Source organism: Paraburkholderia rhizosphaerae (assembly GCF_004366595.1).
Taxonomy (GTDB): domain Bacteria; phylum Pseudomonadota; class Gammaproteobacteria; order Burkholderiales; family Burkholderiaceae; genus Paraburkholderia; species Paraburkholderia rhizosphaerae.
Genome location: NZ_SORE01000005.1, coordinates 221,890 through 238,440 on the forward strand (window position 1 = coordinate 221,890; position 16,551 = coordinate 238,440).

17 protein-coding genes are annotated in these 16,551 nt (G+C 63.0%); 8 read left to right on the plus strand and 9 right to left on the minus strand.

The annotated features are described in order from the left end of the window. The first annotated feature begins 39 nt into the window (after nucleotides 1–39). The 3 genes from BX592_RS08650 (at nucleotide 40) to BX592_RS08660 (ending at nucleotide 1,929) form a co-directional block, all read left to right on the plus strand. Nucleotides 40–909 carry a LysR family transcriptional regulator gene (locus BX592_RS08650; RefSeq protein WP_134191244.1) on the plus strand — a complete coding sequence of 290 codons (870 nt, stop codon included), beginning with the start codon at nucleotides 40–42 and terminating at the stop codon, nucleotides 907–909. 280 nt (nucleotides 910–1,189) lie between these two features. Beyond that, entirely contained in the window at nucleotides 1,190–1,540 is a 351-nt protein-coding gene (locus BX592_RS08655) for a DUF4148 domain-containing protein (protein WP_134191245.1), read from the plus strand. A 53-nt stretch (nucleotides 1,541–1,593) separates the two neighbouring features. Next, complete coding sequence (locus BX592_RS08660; RefSeq protein WP_134191246.1) at nucleotides 1,594–1,929, plus strand: DUF4148 domain-containing protein; 336 nt, start codon at nucleotides 1,594–1,596, stop codon at nucleotides 1,927–1,929. Nucleotides 1,930–2,092: 163 nt separating this feature from the next. On the opposite strand, the gene BX592_RS08665 is transcribed toward BX592_RS08660, so the two are convergent. Both BX592_RS08665 and BX592_RS08670 read right to left on the minus strand, forming a co-directional pair. Next, entirely contained in the window at nucleotides 2,093–3,523 is a 1,431-nt protein-coding gene (locus BX592_RS08665; RefSeq protein ID WP_134191247.1) for an aminotransferase-like domain-containing protein, read from the minus strand. A 39-nt stretch (nucleotides 3,524–3,562) separates the two neighbouring features. Beyond that, nucleotides 3,563–5,086, minus strand: a complete 1,524-nt coding sequence (locus BX592_RS08670; RefSeq protein ID WP_134191248.1) for an MFS transporter — start codon at nucleotides 5,084–5,086, stop codon at nucleotides 3,563–3,565. Nucleotides 5,087–5,257: 171 nt separating this feature from the next. Here BX592_RS08670 and BX592_RS08675 point away from each other — a divergent pair, with 171 nt between their 5' ends. Beyond that, on the plus strand, nucleotides 5,258–6,142 hold the full coding sequence (locus tag BX592_RS08675) for a LysR family transcriptional regulator (RefSeq protein ID WP_134191249.1): 885 nt from the start codon (nucleotides 5,258–5,260) through the stop codon (nucleotides 6,140–6,142). 31 nt (nucleotides 6,143–6,173) lie between these two features. Here BX592_RS08675 and BX592_RS08680 read toward each other — a convergent pair whose 3' ends face one another. Beyond that, nucleotides 6,174–7,091, minus strand: a complete 918-nt coding sequence (locus BX592_RS08680; protein ID WP_134191250.1) for a bestrophin family protein — start codon at nucleotides 7,089–7,091, stop codon at nucleotides 6,174–6,176. A 100-nt stretch (nucleotides 7,092–7,191) separates the two neighbouring features. After that, a complete protein-coding gene (locus tag BX592_RS08685) occupies nucleotides 7,192–9,498 on the minus strand; it encodes an FdhF/YdeP family oxidoreductase (protein WP_134191251.1) in 2,307 nt (768 codons plus the stop codon). 294 nt (nucleotides 9,499–9,792) lie between these two features. On the opposite strand from BX592_RS08685, the gene BX592_RS08690 reads away from it, so the two are divergent. Further along, a complete protein-coding gene (locus BX592_RS08690) occupies nucleotides 9,793–11,217 on the plus strand; it encodes an aminotransferase-like domain-containing protein (RefSeq protein WP_134191252.1) in 1,425 nt (474 codons plus the stop codon). Nucleotides 11,218–11,319: 102 nt separating this feature from the next. Then, nucleotides 11,320–11,670, plus strand: coding sequence for an ArsR family transcriptional regulator (locus BX592_RS08695; protein WP_341803766.1), 351 nt, complete (start codon nucleotides 11,320–11,322; stop codon nucleotides 11,668–11,670). A 48-nt stretch (nucleotides 11,671–11,718) separates the two neighbouring features. On the opposite strand, the gene BX592_RS08700 is transcribed toward BX592_RS08695, so the two are convergent. From BX592_RS08700 to BX592_RS08710, 3 genes are all read right to left on the minus strand, one after another. Then, nucleotides 11,719–12,096, minus strand: coding sequence for a hypothetical protein (locus BX592_RS08700; RefSeq protein WP_243849407.1), 378 nt, complete (start codon nucleotides 12,094–12,096; stop codon nucleotides 11,719–11,721). After that, nucleotides 12,068–12,520, minus strand: a complete 453-nt coding sequence (locus BX592_RS08705; RefSeq protein WP_134191253.1) for an SRPBCC family protein — start codon at nucleotides 12,518–12,520, stop codon at nucleotides 12,068–12,070. The genes BX592_RS08700 and BX592_RS08705 overlap by 29 nt, the downstream gene beginning before the upstream one ends. A 65-nt stretch (nucleotides 12,521–12,585) precedes the next feature. After that, the gene (locus BX592_RS08710) at nucleotides 12,586–12,918 is read right to left on the minus strand and encodes an ArsR/SmtB family transcription factor (RefSeq protein WP_134191254.1); all 333 of its coding nucleotides are present in this window, start codon (nucleotides 12,916–12,918) and stop codon (nucleotides 12,586–12,588) included. A 169-nt stretch (nucleotides 12,919–13,087) separates the two neighbouring features. Here BX592_RS08710 and BX592_RS08715 point away from each other — a divergent pair, with 169 nt between their 5' ends. Beyond that, nucleotides 13,088–13,609 carry a DUF6622 family protein gene (locus tag BX592_RS08715; RefSeq protein WP_134191255.1) on the plus strand — a complete coding sequence of 174 codons (522 nt, stop codon included), beginning with the start codon at nucleotides 13,088–13,090 and terminating at the stop codon, nucleotides 13,607–13,609. 129 nt (nucleotides 13,610–13,738) lie between these two features. Here BX592_RS08715 and BX592_RS08720 read toward each other — a convergent pair whose 3' ends face one another. Next, the gene (locus BX592_RS08720) at nucleotides 13,739–14,665 is read right to left on the minus strand and encodes a hypothetical protein (protein WP_243849431.1); all 927 of its coding nucleotides are present in this window, start codon (nucleotides 14,663–14,665) and stop codon (nucleotides 13,739–13,741) included. Between the two features lie 431 nt (nucleotides 14,666–15,096). On the opposite strand from BX592_RS08720, the gene BX592_RS08725 reads away from it, so the two are divergent. Beyond that, the gene (locus BX592_RS08725; protein WP_134191257.1) at nucleotides 15,097–16,062 is read left to right on the plus strand and encodes a LysR family transcriptional regulator; all 966 of its coding nucleotides are present in this window, start codon (nucleotides 15,097–15,099) and stop codon (nucleotides 16,060–16,062) included. Between the two features lie 69 nt (nucleotides 16,063–16,131). On the opposite strand, the gene hmuQ is transcribed toward BX592_RS08725, so the two are convergent. Next, complete coding sequence (hmuQ, locus tag BX592_RS08730; protein WP_134191258.1) at nucleotides 16,132–16,446, minus strand: heme-degrading protein HmuQ; 315 nt, start codon at nucleotides 16,444–16,446, stop codon at nucleotides 16,132–16,134. Between the last annotated feature and the right edge of the window lie 105 nt (nucleotides 16,447–16,551).

Genomic DNA, 16,551 nt, shown 5'->3' on the forward strand with positions numbered 1-16,551 from the left:
GAATGTAAATCGACGTTTTCGCATGGTGCTCAAACGAAAATGAATGACTTCGCGTTCGAATGGGGCGACGTACGTATCTTTCTGGCGATCGCCCGTAACGGCACGCTTGGCGCTGCCGCGCGCACGGTTGGGCAGACTCAGCCGACGATGGGGCGGCGCTTGCGCGCACTGGAAGAGGCAGTGGGCCACGCATTGTTCCAACGCACGCCCGATGGCTTTGTACTGACCGATGAGGGCAACGCGGTGTTGAGCTACGCCGAACGGATGGAGGAAGAAGCGCTTGGCTTCACGCGCACGCTGGCGGGCGAAGAAAAAGAACTGACAGGCGTATTGCGCGTGTCCTCGTCGGACTGGTTCGGCGTGCATGTATTGACACCCGTGTTCGCGCGCTTCGGTGCGAAGCACCCGCAAGTCACGGTCGAACTGGTGACCGCATCTCGCCGCTATAGCCTCGCGCGCCGTGAAGCGGACCTTGCCTTTCGTATCACTCCATTCGACGAGCCGGACGTGATCCAGCGCAAGCTCATGCACGTCGACTACGCGCTCTACGCGCAACGCGGACTCGAAATGCCGCGAGCTGGCGATGGACGCGGCAGCCGGATAATCAGCATGGACGCCGAATTCGGCACGCTACCCGATGTTGTGTGGATCAAGCAGATGCTGCCGCATGCGCACATCGGCTTTAGTAGCAACAATCGTGGTGCGCAGGCGCGCATGTGCGCCGAAGGCGGCGGCGTGGCGGTGCTGCCATGTCCGCTCGGTGACACGACACGTGGACTCGTACGCGTCGACCTCGGCGAATCGCCGCCCGGCCGCGACGTATGGCTGGGCTTCCACCGCGATCTACGGCGGCTCGCGCGCCTGCGCGCATTGCTCGATACCACCATCGAGCAGTTGTCCCATTTATAAATATAAAGCGACGCTTAAATTCCCATTCAGAAACAGTAGCGCGTCGCGTTTATTCCGCAATAGAAAGGGATTGCATGGGTTTTTTTTAAATCGCACGGAAATACCCGTTGGTCGATCACGAATATGCTTCCGAAAAGGGCCGGCAGACAGGGAAAGAGACAACAGAAAGCGGTGATACGCAAATAATTTTCGGACGCCGGAATAGTGGCCGTGATCGCGATGTTCACACTGATGTGGGCAACGTTGAACAAGCCCCCCACTATCACCGATGGAGTCTAAGATGAAGATGCTTGCGATGCTCACGATGTCCGCTGCCGTTCTTGCTTCGACAACGGTTTTTACCAACGCCTTTGCGCAGGAAACGACGCGTGCGGAAGTGCGTCAGGAACTGATTCAGGCTGAAAACAATGGATCGCGCTTCGTATCCAATACGTCGTATCCCGACGTTGCGCCGATCTTCGAGAATCAGGTCGCGCGCCTGAAAGCGCAACACGCGGATAGCGGCGAAGGCCCGGCGATGTCGGGTACGAGCCAGAGCGGCCATCGCATCGCGATGCCTGGCAGCACGTCCAGCAAGCCCCAGACGTGTGTTGGTCCGGTGAGCTTCTGCAATATCTACTTCGGTAGCTGATGCATAACGCTTCCGGTTCACGAAATCCCTTTGGCCAATCAAGGAATCGAACCATGAAGACGCTTATCTATCTGACGCTGGCTGCCAGCGCGATTGCGGCTCCTGCTTTGTCGTTCGCACAAAGCCCGATTACGCGTGCACAAGTGAACGCGGAGCTCGCGCAAGTCGAGCATGCCGGCTACGATCCTTCAAATGGTGAAAACGTGAATTATCCGGCCGATATTCAGGCTGCTGAAGCGAAGATATGGGCGCAAAACGCGTCGACGAATAGCGTTGGCGGCAGCATGGCGGGTTCCAGTGCAAGTGGTTCGCGCATGGCAAACCGTAATCATCCCGCAAACCAATGTGTCGGCCCGGTCAGCTTCTGCGATCCTTACGTTGGCGGTTGATCGATGAACATGCGTGAAGGAGACGGGGGCCGGCTTTGCCCCCGCTCCATCGTCGCAATTGAATGAACCGGGTTTTGTGAAATACGCGTTTGCGTTACCTGTCGATCGATTCGACAAATACCTTTGCAACCGCTTCCAGCCCTTGACGATAAAGCAACGCCCCTCAGCGTTGCGCGGGCGATACCGTACGGCGCACCAGTTGGCCCAGCACACGCAGTGCGTCGTCGATTTTCGCATTCCACGGATGGCCGAAATTGAGCCGCACGCAATTTGCAAATGCGCGAGCCGCGGAAAACATCGGTCCCGGCGCAACACTGATACCGTGCTCGATCGCGAGACGGTGCAGTTCCATCGCATCGATGGGGTCCGGAAACTCGAGCCATATGAAGTATCCGCCTTCGGGACGCGACCACTTCACGCCGGCCGGCATCCAGCGACGGATCGCGGCATCCATATCGGCCAGCTGTGCAATCAACGCCGAGCGCAGCTTGCGCAAATGCCGGTCATAGCCGCCGTGCTGCAGGTAGTCGGCAAGTCCGGCCTGCGCCGGAATACTGGATGACAGCGTGGTCATCAGCTTGAGCTTTTGCACCTTGTCCGCGAACTTGCCTGCTGCGACCCAGCCGACCCGGTAGCCGGGCGCGAGCGTCTTGGAGAACGAACTGCAGTGCATCACCATGCCGCGTTTGTCGAACGCGCGTGCCGGCAGTGGATAGTCGGCGTCGAAATGCAGTTCGCCGTACACGTCGTCTTCGATCAGCGGCACGTCGTGCCGCGCGAGCAATTCGACCAGCACCTTCTTTTTCTCGATCGACAGCGTGACGCCGGTCGGATTCTGGAAATTGGTCATCAACCAGCACGCGCGAACCGGATAGATTTGCAGCGTGTGCGCGAGTGCGTCGAGGTCGAGTCCGGTGCGTGGGTCAACGGGAATTTCGCAGGCCCGCAGGTCGAGCCGTTCGATCGCCTGCAACGCCGCATAGAAACCGGGCGATTCGATCGCGACGACATCGCCTGGCCGAGTCACCGCCATCAGGCACAGGTTCAGCGCTTCGAGCGCGCCGTTCGTGACAACGATTTCGTCGATCGGTTGCGCGATGCCCATGCCGAGGTAGCGCAAAGCGATCTGGCTGCGCAACGTTTCATTGCCGGGCGGCAGGTCGGCGACGGTATTCCATGGGTTCACAAACCGCGCGGATTGCCCAAGCGACTTCGCGAGACGCTGCAGCGGAAACAGCATCGGCGACGGAAACGCGGAGCCCAGCGGCACGATGTCCGGATGTTTGGCGGCTTCGAGCACCGAGAAGACGAGATTGCTGATGTCGACCTTGGCCGGTTCGGCGGGTGTTTTGACTGGCGGGCGCGCGGAGTCGCGGGCGACGGCCGCGCCTCGCGCGACATAGTAGCCAGAGCGCTCCTGCGCGCGGATCAAGCCCCATTCCTCGAGCAGGTAGTACGCGCGAAACACGGTCGACTGGCTTACGCCGTGCTGCGCGATGATCTGACGCAGCGATGGCATGCGTGCGCCGACCGCGAGACTCCCGGAACGGATCTGCGCGGCCATCGTATTGGCGAGTTGTTCGTATCTTGTCATCGCGATTGCCGTCGTGAACGCGCGAATGCGCGTACGACATTATCGCGCGCCGCGCCGCATCGAGCAGAAGACGATTACCGCGGCAGTCAGCGCGACCGCTGACGCTGCGACGAACGCGTTGCCGAAACCCGCGCCATAGCCGGCTCGCGCAAGCTGAGTGACGTTTTGCACTACTGCTTGCGGATACAACTGTGTTGCACGTTCGAAGTCGCCTGCGACGATCCGGTCGACGAAGCCCGGTGCAATCGGTACATGCGCGTCGATCAGGTTGCGCCGCACCGCTTCGCGCACGCTGACCGCCAGTACCGCGCCGAGCCCCGAAAAACCGAGCAGGATGCCTGAGAAGCGCGAGGTCGTGCTGATGCCGGACGCCATGCCCGCGCGATCGCGTGGCACGGTGCCCATGATCGCCTTTTGCGTTTCGCCATTGAGCAGACCACCGCCGCTGCCGAGCACCGCCATGCCGGTCAACAGCACAGTGAAACTGCCCGAGCGCGCGGCCACGCTCATGATCGCGCTGCCGACACAGACCACAACGAGTCCGAGCGTGAGAATCTGATACGACGCGAGATAGTGGCCGAGCCGGCGGCCGACCATCGGCAGAAACAGCATCGCGAGCGCGAACGGCAGCATGCCGACGCCCGCGTCGAGCGCGCTTTCGCCGCGCGCGTTCTGCAGAAACAGTGGCAGCAACGACGCCATCACCTGCGCGCAAGCCGCATACGCGAACATCGCGACGATCGCGCCGACAAACGGCCACGCGCGAAACAGCGTGAGATCGAGCATCGGAAGCGCACGGCGGCGCTCGACGGCGGCGAACAGCGCGAACAGACATACGCCCGCGAACGCGCGCAGCAGCACCGTTGCGCTGGTCCAGCCGTGGTCCGGGCCAAGAATCAGCGCCCATGTGAGTGCGAACATCGCGGACGCAAACAGGACGATGCCCGGGAAGTCGACCGTGCGCGGCGTCGGGTCGCGCGATTCGTCGACGATCTTCAACACCGCGACGGCGAGCGCCGCGCAAATCGGCACATTGATATTGAAGGCCCAGCGCCAGCCGAGATACGCATTGACCACACCGCCGATCAGCGGCGACACGACCATCGTCAGCCCCATAATGCCGCCCCAGATGGCCCATGCGCGTGCGCGTTCGCTTTCGCCGTGAAACGCGTGGCCGATGATCGCAAGTGCGGGTGCGAGCTGAAACGCGGCGCCGACGCCTTGCAGCGCGCGCGCGACGTAGAGCGCCTGGGCGGTCGGCGCCATTCCGCACGCGAGCGACGCGAGCGCGAACAGCGCAATGCCGGCGAGAAATACGCGCTTACGCCCAAACCGGTCGGCGATCGAGCCGGCCGGCAGCAGCAGCGACGCAAAGCACAACACGTACGCGCTGATCACCCACTCGATGTCCGCGAACGACGCGTTGAGGTCTCGCGCGATGGTCGGCAGCACAATGCCGACCACATTCGTGTCGAGCACGGTCATCGCACAGCCGAACGAAGCGGTCAGCAGCAGCGGGGTATTGCGAGACGTCGTCGTCTGCGCGGCGGAAATGGAACTCATCGGGGACCTTGGGTGCTGCGCTCGCGGAATGCAAGCGCGTAGTCGAAGACGTGAATGCCGCGAGGCGCGCGGCGGCACAGGTCACATTCAACCAGCTTCCGCTGTTAACTTCATTATTGGCGTTTGCCAATATAATTAGTTTTTGCCTAATGGAATTCGGTGAGGGAGGCTGTGGAGCTAAGACACTTGCGTTACTTCATCGCCGTTGCCGAACAGCTGCACTTTGGCCGGGCGGCCGACCTGCTTGGTATTGCGCCACCCACGTTGACCGTGCAAATCCAGCAGATCGAAAGCGCGCTCGATGCGCAGCTGTTCAGCCGTACGAGGCGATCGGTCGCGCTGACGCAGGCCGGCGAAGCGTTTCTGATCGAAGCGCGCGCTGCGCTCGAGCAGTTCGAGCGCGCGCTCAATACCGGCCGCCGCGCGGGCCGCGGGGAACTGGGGCGTGTCAATCTGGGTTTCGTCGGTTCCGCCGCGTTCAGCGGCGTGCTGCAGCATCCTGTGCGTACGTTTCGCGAGGCGCGGCCACAGGTGCTGATCGATGCGCGCGAGTTTCCGATGGGCGAATTGCCCGCGCTGGTCGAAGACGGACGCGTCGATATCGCGTTCGTCCGGATGCCGGTCGATCTGCCGGATTCGTTGCGCACGCACGTGTTGTTCCGCGATCGCTTTTGCGCGGCGCTACCGGCCGAGCATCCGCTTGCGCAGGTGGAGTCGCCGCTCAAATCGAGGGTGTTTGCCGGCGAGACCTTCGTCGTGCCGGAACAGCGCGAGGGCACGCTCGAAGTCGGGCGACGCGGCCGCTTCACGCCGGTGATTGGCAGCGCGCCCGGAGGCCTTGTTGCGGTGCTGACCGAAGTGTCGCTGGGTGTAGGCGTCGCGATCGTGCCGAACGTGCTGACGCAAGCGGTCGCGTTGCCGAACGTCGTGTTCAAGGAGATTGCCGGCGAGCCGATCGCGTCGGAAGTCGCGGCCGTGTTTCGCCGGTTCGAGCGTGCGCCGGCGGTCAAAAGCCTGATCGATCAGATTACGCGAACGCCGGCAAGGGCGGGGTGACGCACGCGCAGCACGCGTACGCAGTGCGTCGCTATGTCAACTGGTATCCGGGTCCGACCGTCAGCTCCGCCGGCATCGCTTCGCCGCACTGCTCGAGCAGCGACCGTTCGAAGTTGCGCGTCAATGCATCGAGCGGCAGGCTGTTCGGCAGTTTGCCGAACGGTTCGGCCACCTCGCTCGCGATCGCTTCCAGCGCGATCAGCGTGTACGCGACGAACAAAGAGATGATCGGTGTCGCGACGCCGATCGAATCGACGAGACCGAATGGCAACAACAGACAATACGCGTAGACCGTCCGGTGTAGCAGCACGCCATACGGGTACGGAATCGGCGTCGACGCGATACGCTCGCAGCCGGTCACGGCGGCCGTCAGATGGTTGATCTGATTGTCCAGCATCATCAACTGCTGGCTCGAGATCGCGCCGCTTGTGTGCCGTTCGGCGAGCGCGCCACGCAGGTCTGTCAGCAACGAGACCGGCCGGAAATGGGTTTGCAGCAACGCCGCGCTGCGCTGCGGCGGCACGTAGCGCGCGATATCCTCAAACGGTTCGGTTCCGCGCAGCTGATGTTTCATCACATACGTGAAAGCGATCAGCTTGTGGATGAAACCGCGCCGCTCGAAATGCGCGTCCGCGGGCACGTAGGCGGACACTTGCGATGCGAGCACGCGGCCCGCGGTCATCACCTCGCCCCACAATTGGCGCGCTTCCCAATAGCGGCTATATGAAGCATTGTTGCGAAACGCGAGGAAGATGGTCAGCGCGACGCCGACGAGCGTGAACGGCGTCGCGTTTAGCGGCACTTTCTCGCCGAAGATACTGCCGTGGGTTGTTACGGCGACGATGTCGACAAGCGCGACAAACATCAGCTGCGGAATAATCGACTGTAAGACTGAGCCGTTCCAGATGAACAGCATGCGAAACCAGTTTTCCTGCGGTCTGACGATCACGATGGGCGGCGCGAAGATTACGCGCCGCCTCTAATCGAAGCGGCGCGTGTAAGGTTGTGCGTGCATCGGTTTGCTGCGCGGCAGCGATGCAGCCGGGATTCTACGCCGCGTGCCGATGCAACAGCACCGGAATCGACTTCGATGTCGGCGTATTGCAGATATCGCCGACGCTATGCAACGGCACGAGCGGATTGGTTTCCGGGTAATACGCGCCAAGGCAGCCGCGCGGAATGTCGTATTCGACCAGCAGGAAGCGGTCTGCGCGGCGCTCGATGCCGTCGTCCCAGACCGTTTCCATATCGACCCATTCGCCAGCCGCGAGGCCCAGCGCCTTCAGATCTTCCGCGTTGGCGAACACCACGCGCCGCTGGCCGTACACACCGCGATAGCGGTCGTCGAGCGCGTAGATGGTCGTGTTGTATTGGTCGTGAGAGCGCGTCGTCATCAGTGTCATCACGCGGTCGCCGTGCAGTTCGCGCGCGCGTTTAATCGGCGTATCGCGTGCGATCGGGTGCACGACGAACTGTGCCTTGCCGGTCGGCGTGAGCCAGATCCGCTCGCTCGACGCGATAGGCAAGCGGAAGCCGCCGGGGTGCGTAATGCGCTCGTTGTAGCCGTCGAAGCCGTCAATGCTTTTTTCAACCGCATCGCGAATGCGCGCGTAGTCTTCCGCATACCAGCGCCACGGCACCTTCTTGCTGCCGAGCGTCGCATCCGCGATGCCCGCGACAATCGCGGTTTCCGACTGCAGGTTCTTCGACGCCGGAATGTTCATCCCGTACGACACGTGCACCATCGACATCGAATCTTCGACCGTCACGCCTTGCGAATAGCCGCCTTGAATGTCGATCTCGGTGCGGCCGAGCGTCGGCAGGATTAGCGCGTCCTTGCCGTGCACGAGGTGGCTACGGTTCAGCTTGGTCGTAATGTGCACCGTCAGGTCGCAGGTGCGCAGCGCTTCCCACGTGCGCGGCGTGTCCGGTGTCGCAATCGAGAAATTGCCGCCCAGACCGATCAGCACCTTGACCTTGCCTTCGATCATCTCCGCGATGGTCTCGACGACGTCGAGGCCGTGCTCGCGCGGCGGTTCGAAGTCGAATGCGTTGCCGAGCTTGTCGAGGAACGCCTGGGTCGGCTTGTCTTCGATGCCGACCGTGCGGTTGCCCTGCACGTTCGAGTGGCCGCGCACCGGGCACAGCCCCGCGCCTTCACGGCCGATATTGCCGCGCATCATCATCACATTCGACAACATATGGATGGTCGCGACCGAATGCTTGTGCTGCGTGAGGCCCATGCCCCAGCATGAAATCACGCGGCGGCCTTTCGCGTAGATCTGCGTGAGCGTGTCGATGTCCTCGAACGGCACGCCCGATTCCTCGACCAGCAGGTCCCATGATTCGTCACGCAGGTCGTTGGCGAACGCGGCGAAGTTCGAAGTGTGCGTTTCGATGAATTCGGCGTCGAGCACGCGTTCGGCACCATCCGCCTGCGCGGCGTCGTCCATCTCGATCAGACGTTTGCCGACGCCTTTCAGCAGCGCGAAATCACCGCCGAGCTTCGGCCGGATAAACGTCGACGCGATTTTCGTGCTGCCGCCGGTCAGCATTTCAACCGGATGCTGCGGGCTCGCAAAGCGCTCGAGGCCGCGCTCGCGCAGCGGGTTGATCGACACGATCGTCGCGCCGCGTTTCGCGCATTCGCGCAGTTCGCCGAGCATGCGCGGATGGTTGGTGGCCGGGTTCTGGCCGAACACGAGGATCGTATCCGCATGCTCGAAATCGTCGAGCGTCACTGTGCCTTTGCCGACACCGACCGTAACCGGCAAGCCGCGGCTGGTTGCCTCATGGCACATGTTCGAGCAATCGGGGAAGTTGTTGGTGCCGTACATCCGCACGAACAACTGATACAGAAACGCCGCTTCGTTGCTGGTGCGGCCCGACGTGTAAAACGCGGCCTGGTTCGGGTCGTCGAGCCGGTTCAGATGGTGGGCGATCAGCTGATAGGCGTCATCCCAGCCGATTGGCTTGTACTTGTCCGATGCGGCGTCATACACCACCGGGTCGGTCAGGCGGCCGTGCTGTTCGAGTGTGTAGTCGTCCTGCTCCATCAGTTGGGCAACCGTGTGCGCGTCGAAGAACTCGGGCGTTACACGCTTGCCGGTTGCTTCGGCCGCCACGGCCTTGACGCCGTTTTCGCAGAATTCGAACGTCGATGCCTTCTCGCGATCGGGCCATGCGCAGCCTGGACAGTCGAATCCATCCGGCTGATTCTGGCGGAACAGCGTCCGGTAGTTCGTGCCCGCGACCTTTTCCTTGATCAGGTTCAGCGCGACGTATTTGAGCGCGCCCCAGCCGGCGGCCGCGTGTTTGTATGGCTCGATGCGGCCTTGCGTTTTCGTTTCTTCCACGACGCTTCACTCCAGGATGCATTCGGCAGTGACCGTCGTGCCGGCTCGAGTTGCCGGTGCCGCTTTGCATGCGCACGACGCACTGCATTCATGACACCCATGGTAGGGGCGCGCCGGTCTAGCGGGCAGACACACAATCGACGATCAGGAAAGAGCACAGTTTGGCTTCGCGCCGCACCAAAAAGAAACACAGCACCGGCAGGCGGGGCGCAAGCGGTGGCACAATGCGGCTATTTGCCCCGATCTGCGCCGCTTCCGGCGAGCGGGGAGCGTCCGTAACCGGGGGGAAGGGCGTTGAAACTGTATGAGAAGCTTGCCGACGACATCGAGGCACTCGTCACGCAGGGCGTATACCGGCCCGGCGAGAAGATCCCTTCGGTGCGCCGCACGAGCCAGCATCACCGTTTGAGCATTACCACCGTGCTACGCGCTTACGCGCTGCTTGAAAGCCGCGGCGTGATCGAAAGCCGCCCGCAATCCGGCCATGTAGTGCGCCCGCAGGGGCCGGCCGTCGCCGCCGAGCTTGCGCCGACAAGGCCGCTGGCGATTTCCGCGTCGGTGGATGTGAGCCGCCTCGTGCTGTCTACGCTGCGTTCGATTCGCAGCGACGAAGCAGTGCCGCTCGGTTCGCCGTATCCGGACCCGTCCGCGTTTCCGTATCAGCGGATCAACCAGTACGCGAATGCGATCGCGCGGCGTCCGGGCTTGTGGCACGGCTCGGAAGAGCTACCGCCCGGCGCGCGGCCGTTGATCGGCCAGATCGCGAAACGCTATCTGGAGAACGGGCTGTCGATTGATCCGAACGAGATCGTGATTACCGTTGGCGCGACCGAGGCGATCAATCTGTGTCTGCAGGCCGTCGCCAAACCGGGCGACGTGATCGCGGTCGAGTCGCCGACTTTCTACGCGATGCTGCATGCGATCGAGCGGATGGGGATGCGCGCGATCGAGGTTGCCACGCATCCGCGCGAAGGCATCGATCTCGGCGCGCTCGCGCATATTCTCGAAACCCAGCGGATCGGCGCGTGCATGGTGATGCCGAATTTCCAGAATCCGCTGGGCTTTCAGATGCCGGATGAAAAGAAGCGCGAGCTGGTCGAACTGCTCGCGCGCTACGACGTGCCGGCCATCGAAAACGACGTGTATCACGAGCTGTACTACGGCAGCTCGCATCCGACGTCGCTGAAGTCCTTCGACGAAAAGGGCCTCGTGTTGCATTGCGCGTCGTTTTCAAAAAGCCTGTCGGCGATGTACCGGATCGGTTGGGCTATTACCGGGCGATACCGCGAGCAGGTGGAAAAGCTTAAGTTCCTCAATACGCTGACCACGCCGTCGATTCCGCAGCTCGCGATTGCCGAGTATCTGAAGAACGATAGCTACGACCATCACTTGCGCAAGCTGCGCAAAGCGTACGCGCAGCAGGCGAATCTGATGAAGGCGATGGTCAAGCGCTTCTTTCCTGAAGGCACGAAGATGTCGGAGCCGGTCGGCGGTTACGTGCTGTGGGTCGAGATGCCGGACGAGGTCGATTCGATGCAGGTTTACCAACGGGCGCTCGAGAACGGCATTACGGTGGGGCCCGGCTATATGTTCTCGACCACGCCCAGCTATCGGAACTTTATCCGGCTCAATTACAGCTACCCTTGGGATGAGCGGGTCGAGAAGGCGGTGATTACGCTGGGCAAACTGATTGCGTCGTGTATGAGGTCGGCGGCGTGATTGGGCAACGCGCGAGGAACGCGCGGTGAAGACCGGTAGCGCCGTGAGCGCAGCCCACACTGCAGTTCACCCCGCAGTTCACGCATTGGATACGAGGCAACGATGACTTCGAACCGAGACGATGCGCAAACGCCGCAAACGCCGCAAACGCCGCAAACGCCGCAAACGCCGCAAGAGCACGGCGATGCGCCGGATATGAGCGACCCGCAGGTACAGCTCGTCGTCGTGCTTGGCGAGCTTTGGGGCGCGCGTCAGGAATCGCCGGACAAGCCATGGTCGCTTGCGAAGCTCAGCAAGCGCACGCAGTTGCCGATGAGCACGCTGCGGCGATTATTGACCGAGTTGTCGTCCGCGAGTCTCGTCGATGTCGAAACGCGGCCTGACGGCACAGGTTCCGCGGCGCTCACCGCGCAAGGCGCGCAAGTGTGCGCCGATCTGTTCGACAAAGCGTGACAGGCGGGCGCGCATATCGGGCCCCTCCTCTACCGCGCGTCGCGGCAGTCAATGCCCCGCGCCTCCATACATCACGCAACTGATCACCAGCGTGCTGCCGTTGCCGGCATCGCCGTTGACGCGCGCGACGTGCGACTCCGCGTTGCCGCACTGCCATTCCATCACGAAGCCTTTCTGGTGACAGGCGGCTGGCGCCGCGTCGGCCACATCGGGCACGACATACGCGCATGTATCGCGGTTGTCGCAGTACGACGCGGCGTCGCGCGTCAGATTGCCGGCGCGCGCGCCACACGCTTCGCCATAGGTTGCGGATGCGATGTGGATCGGTGCGGCGGCCAGACCGGGAGCAATGGCCGCGAGCACAACGGCTGCGGCCAGCGTGACGGGACGTGTGCGCTCAGACGTCCTTCGTAGGGAGTACGACATGGCCTGTCTCCAGCAGCGACTTGAGGTTCGACAGGATGCGCGGCCAGCCGCCCGATACCGCGCGGATAAAGTTCGAATCTTCTTTGTCGATGGAATGGGTGATCGTCAGTTTCGACGCGTCGCCAACCGGTTCGATTTCCATCACGCATAGTGATGGGCCCTCGGCCTTGAGCTCGGGCCTGAACTCGTTGTGCCAGCGGATGACGAGCCGCTTCGGCGGTGTACTTTCGACGATTTCTCCCGTATCGGCGACGCGCCCGTCCGGAAACACCATGCGCCACGACGAACCGGCCTGCCAGTCTGACTCGCAATGCATGTCGAACCAGTATTGCCGCTGGAAATCGGGGCTGGTCAGCGCCGCCCAGATTTTCTCCGCCGACGAGCGGATATACGTCACATACACGAACGTGTCGCTTCCTTTCATGGTAGCCCTCGCTGTATCGCATTGCACGGCCGGGCGCGGCGGCGGCGCTGTGGCGCGGGCGCGCGTCAACGGGTGGAGTCGCCCTCCGGGCGCTCGAGTTCCTGCCTCAGATCGGACAACGCCGCGAGACGCGGGCGCTCGAACTTGCCGATCCAGCGCTCCGCAATTTCGTTGATGGGCACCGGATTCAGGAAATGCAGCTTCTCGCGACCCTGGCGCTGCGTCGACACGAGATTCGCGTGCTCGAGCAGCGTCAGGTGTTTCGCGACAGCCTGGCGGGTCATGTCGAGCCCCTCGCACAACTGCACCAGCGTCTGGCCGTTGCGTTGATGCAGCCGGTCGAGCAGCAGGCGGCGGCTCGCGTCGGCCAGAGCGCGGAAAACAGCGTCGTCGTCCATGTCGATAATAGGCAACCATTTGGTTACGTGTCAAGGCCGATTATAGTCGTTCGCGCGACGCACGTGTGATGCGTGCGGTACAGCGTTTCGTTCGGCGCGGCCTTGCAGTGCACGCGGGCGTCAGCGGCATAATCTCGTGGCGTCGTCGCGACGCTTGCCGGAGATGACTATGTCCTTCGAACAGATCGTGCGCGGTACGCCCGTTTGGGTGTGGATTCTGCTGGTCTATCTGCTGTCGCGCGGCATCAGCGCGCTCAAGGGCGGCACGGTGCCGCTCGGCAAGCTCGCGACCGTGCCGGTGGTGTTTGCCGTCTGGGGCATCGTGCATCTCGTCAAGGAACCGGCCGCCGGCTGGCAGGCGGCATGTGCGTGGGTGCTCGGCGCGGGCGCCGGGTTGATCGTCGGCGCGTGGATTGCGCGTAAAAGCCGCTTCAGCGTTGACCGTGAGCACAAGACTGTCACGCTGGCGGGCTCGGCGGTGCCGTTGATCCTGATTCTTGTGACGTTCGCGTCGAAGTTCTGGCTTGGCGTTGAACTCGCGGTGTCGGCGCCGGTGCCGACCGATTCGGGCTACGTGGTGCTCGATGGGCTGATTTCGGGCATCGTCGCGGGCATTTTCGCCGGGCGGTTTCTGGTCTACTGCATGCGGTTTCGGGCGCAGCCGGCGTTGCAGCCTAACGACAATATTTAGGCATCCGTCTGGTTCGAACGGCGCGGGCCGGAACCGGTGGGATCCGGTTCCGGCCCGCGCCGCTGTTGCGTCCTGCTTCCAGGCGTGTCGCGTTTTGCTGGCGTTCCTCCGTTTCGCCCCATTCGCCGCTCACGCCCAGTGAGCCGGAATCCACACGCGGCCAACCCAGTGACCCGGCACCCACACCACGGGCCGCGGCTTCGGGGCGACATATACAACCGGGGCCGGCGCGACATACACGACAGCTTTCGGCGGCGGAGGCGGCGCAACGTAGACGGTCTTCGGTGCAGGCGCGACATAAACCGTCTTCGGCGGGGGCGGCGGCGTCACCACGACAGCGGGCGCGGGCGGCGGCACATAAACAGCAGGCGGCGGCGCGTAGACAGCAGGCGCAGGCGCTACAACCACCGGCGCGCTGCCCACCGCAACCGTCGCACCGACGGTGGTCACCGAGCCGCTCGTCGTGACTGTCGTGCCGTGCGTGCCGGTCACCGTGCCCGTCGTGACGACAGTGCCGGTCGATACGCGCGTTGCGCTGCCCGCATGCGTGACAGTGCCGCCATCGTTACCGGTCACGGTGCCCGACCGGTAGCACGAATTGCCTGCGCAATTCGTCGACGCGGAATGGGTGGTCGTGTTGCCGTTCGATCCGGTGACCGTACCCGACGATGAATACTGGCCCGGCGCCGTGCGCGTCACGCTGCCCGACGTGGTGGCCGTGTTGCCGTTGGAACCCGTCATCGTGCCGTTGTGCGAGCAAGTGCCGCTCGCGCAGCTGGTGTTGCCGGAATGCTGAACCGAGTTGCCCCACGGGCCGACGGCCGTGCCGGAGTTCGAGAACTGGCCCGGCGCGGTGCGCGTGACGGTGCCGCTATTGGTGCCGACGCCGCCCCACGGGCCGACCACACCACCCGCATGCGAGCAGCTGCTGCCGCCGCACGACGTGTAGTGCCCGCCGCTGTACGTACCGTGCGACGTGTACGCGGTGCCGCCGTGCGCCCAGCCGGCCGATGCGGACGCGCTGCCGAGCGCGAGCATGGCTGCCGCGGCCGTCATGACCAGGTGACGCACGGCATGGCGCGAGCGCTTGACCGTTGCGGTGGAGGCCGGCGTAACGCGGTCGGCGGGAGCGACGTTCGATAAGATGTTCACGGAAAGTCCTTCGCGGTTCGGTCAGTTCGGGCCACTCGGTATTGCCGGTGCTGCATTGCGTGGCGACGGAACGAACTATAGAAGGACGGTCCCGCGAAGTCTGTTAGAAAACTATGTCGCGCGGTTTCACGGGCCGGACACGCTTGCTGCGCGGGGCTCACGCGTTGATGAGAAGGGCCGCGTCGGCGAATCTGCTTTGCGGTAAAGGGGTAGCCACGCGTGCCGCGCAACGCTATGTTCGGATGAGCGCGGTATCCGAGGTATCCGGTGTTGCGGCAGAGTCCGGCGTCGCGCCTGTTTCATGTTTTCCTTATTCCCGCTACCGGTCAATCTCCATGGATTACTTTGCTGCAGTGCGTGCCTTTCTTCATGCGGCGGAACTTGGCAGCTTCAGCAAGGCGGCCGCGCAAATGGAGATCAAGACGTCGACGGTGTCGCGGCATATCAACGAGCTCGAAGCCGATCTCGGTATCGCGCTCTTCAACCGCTCGACGCGCGGGCTCGTGCTGACCGAAGGCGGACAGGTATTTCGCGGCCATGCACTGGCCGCGATGCAAAGCCTCGATGAAGCGCGGCAGTCGGCATCGTCGCTCAACGCGTCGCCGAAAGGCGTGCTGCGCGTGACGATGCCCGCTTCGTTCGGACGGCGCCATGTGATTCCGCACGTGCCCGAATTCATCAAGCGTTATCCGCATATCGACGTCGATGCGGTGGTCACCGATGAACCGTTGAATATCATCGAAGCGCGCATCGATCTGGCGATTCGCATCGGTGCGCTGCCCGATTCGCAACTGGTCGCGCGCCGGCTCGCCGAGCATCGACGCATTATCTGCGCGAGCCCTGCGTATCTCGCACATTATCGCGCGCCGCAAGCGCCTGCCGAGTTGGCCGCGCATAGCGCATTGCGTTTTTCGCTTGTCCCGGACGACCGATGGATACTCGTGAAACGCACCGGCAGCGCCAGCGCAACACGCGCGGCGGCAGGCCGTTCAGGACAGCAAGCGCATGATGAAGTCGCGGTGCAACTGCAAGGCCGGATTCGCGCGAACGATACCGACGCGCTGCTGGAACTCGCGATCGCCGGCTGTGGCATCGCGCTGCTGCCCGCATGGAGCGTCACCGACGCGATGCGGCAAGGCCAACTCGTGCAGCTGCTGCCGGACTGGGAAGCGCAGACTTCACGCGCCGAGCCGGCGGTCTGGGCCGTGTATCCGCCGAAGAAGACGGTGTCGTCGAAGGTGCGCGCGTTCCTCGATTTCTACGCGGCGCTGTTCGCAGACGATGCGTATTGGAAGATCTGATCGGGAACGCGCGAGCGGGTGGCATAAGCGGGCAAAACCCGCTCAGGCTGCCGGTGCCCGCCCGCATCGCTACTTGCCGATCGTCTGAATGACCTCGAAGCCCTCGAATTCCGGGTGCCCAAGATAGAGCGGCCGATTGTTGCCTGCGTCGCGGTGCGCTGCACGAAACGCGTCGGAGCGCGTCCAGTCTTCGAATGCTTGCTGACTTGCCCAGATCGTGTGGCTCGAATACAGCACGTGGTCCTCCTTTTGCGGACCCTTCAGCAAGTGAAATTCGACAAAACCGGGCACCTGTTCCAGATGCGAGTCGCGGCTCTTCCAGACCTGCTCGAACGCGGCCTCGGAACCGAGGGTGACCTTGAAGCGATTCATCGCGATATACATGGGATCGATCCTGTGAGGCGCGGAAATGACACAAAGCGGATGCAAAAGCGGACGAATAGCGGGCGCATCGCGGCGCTGGCGTCAACGCAACCGGCGGCTGGCGGC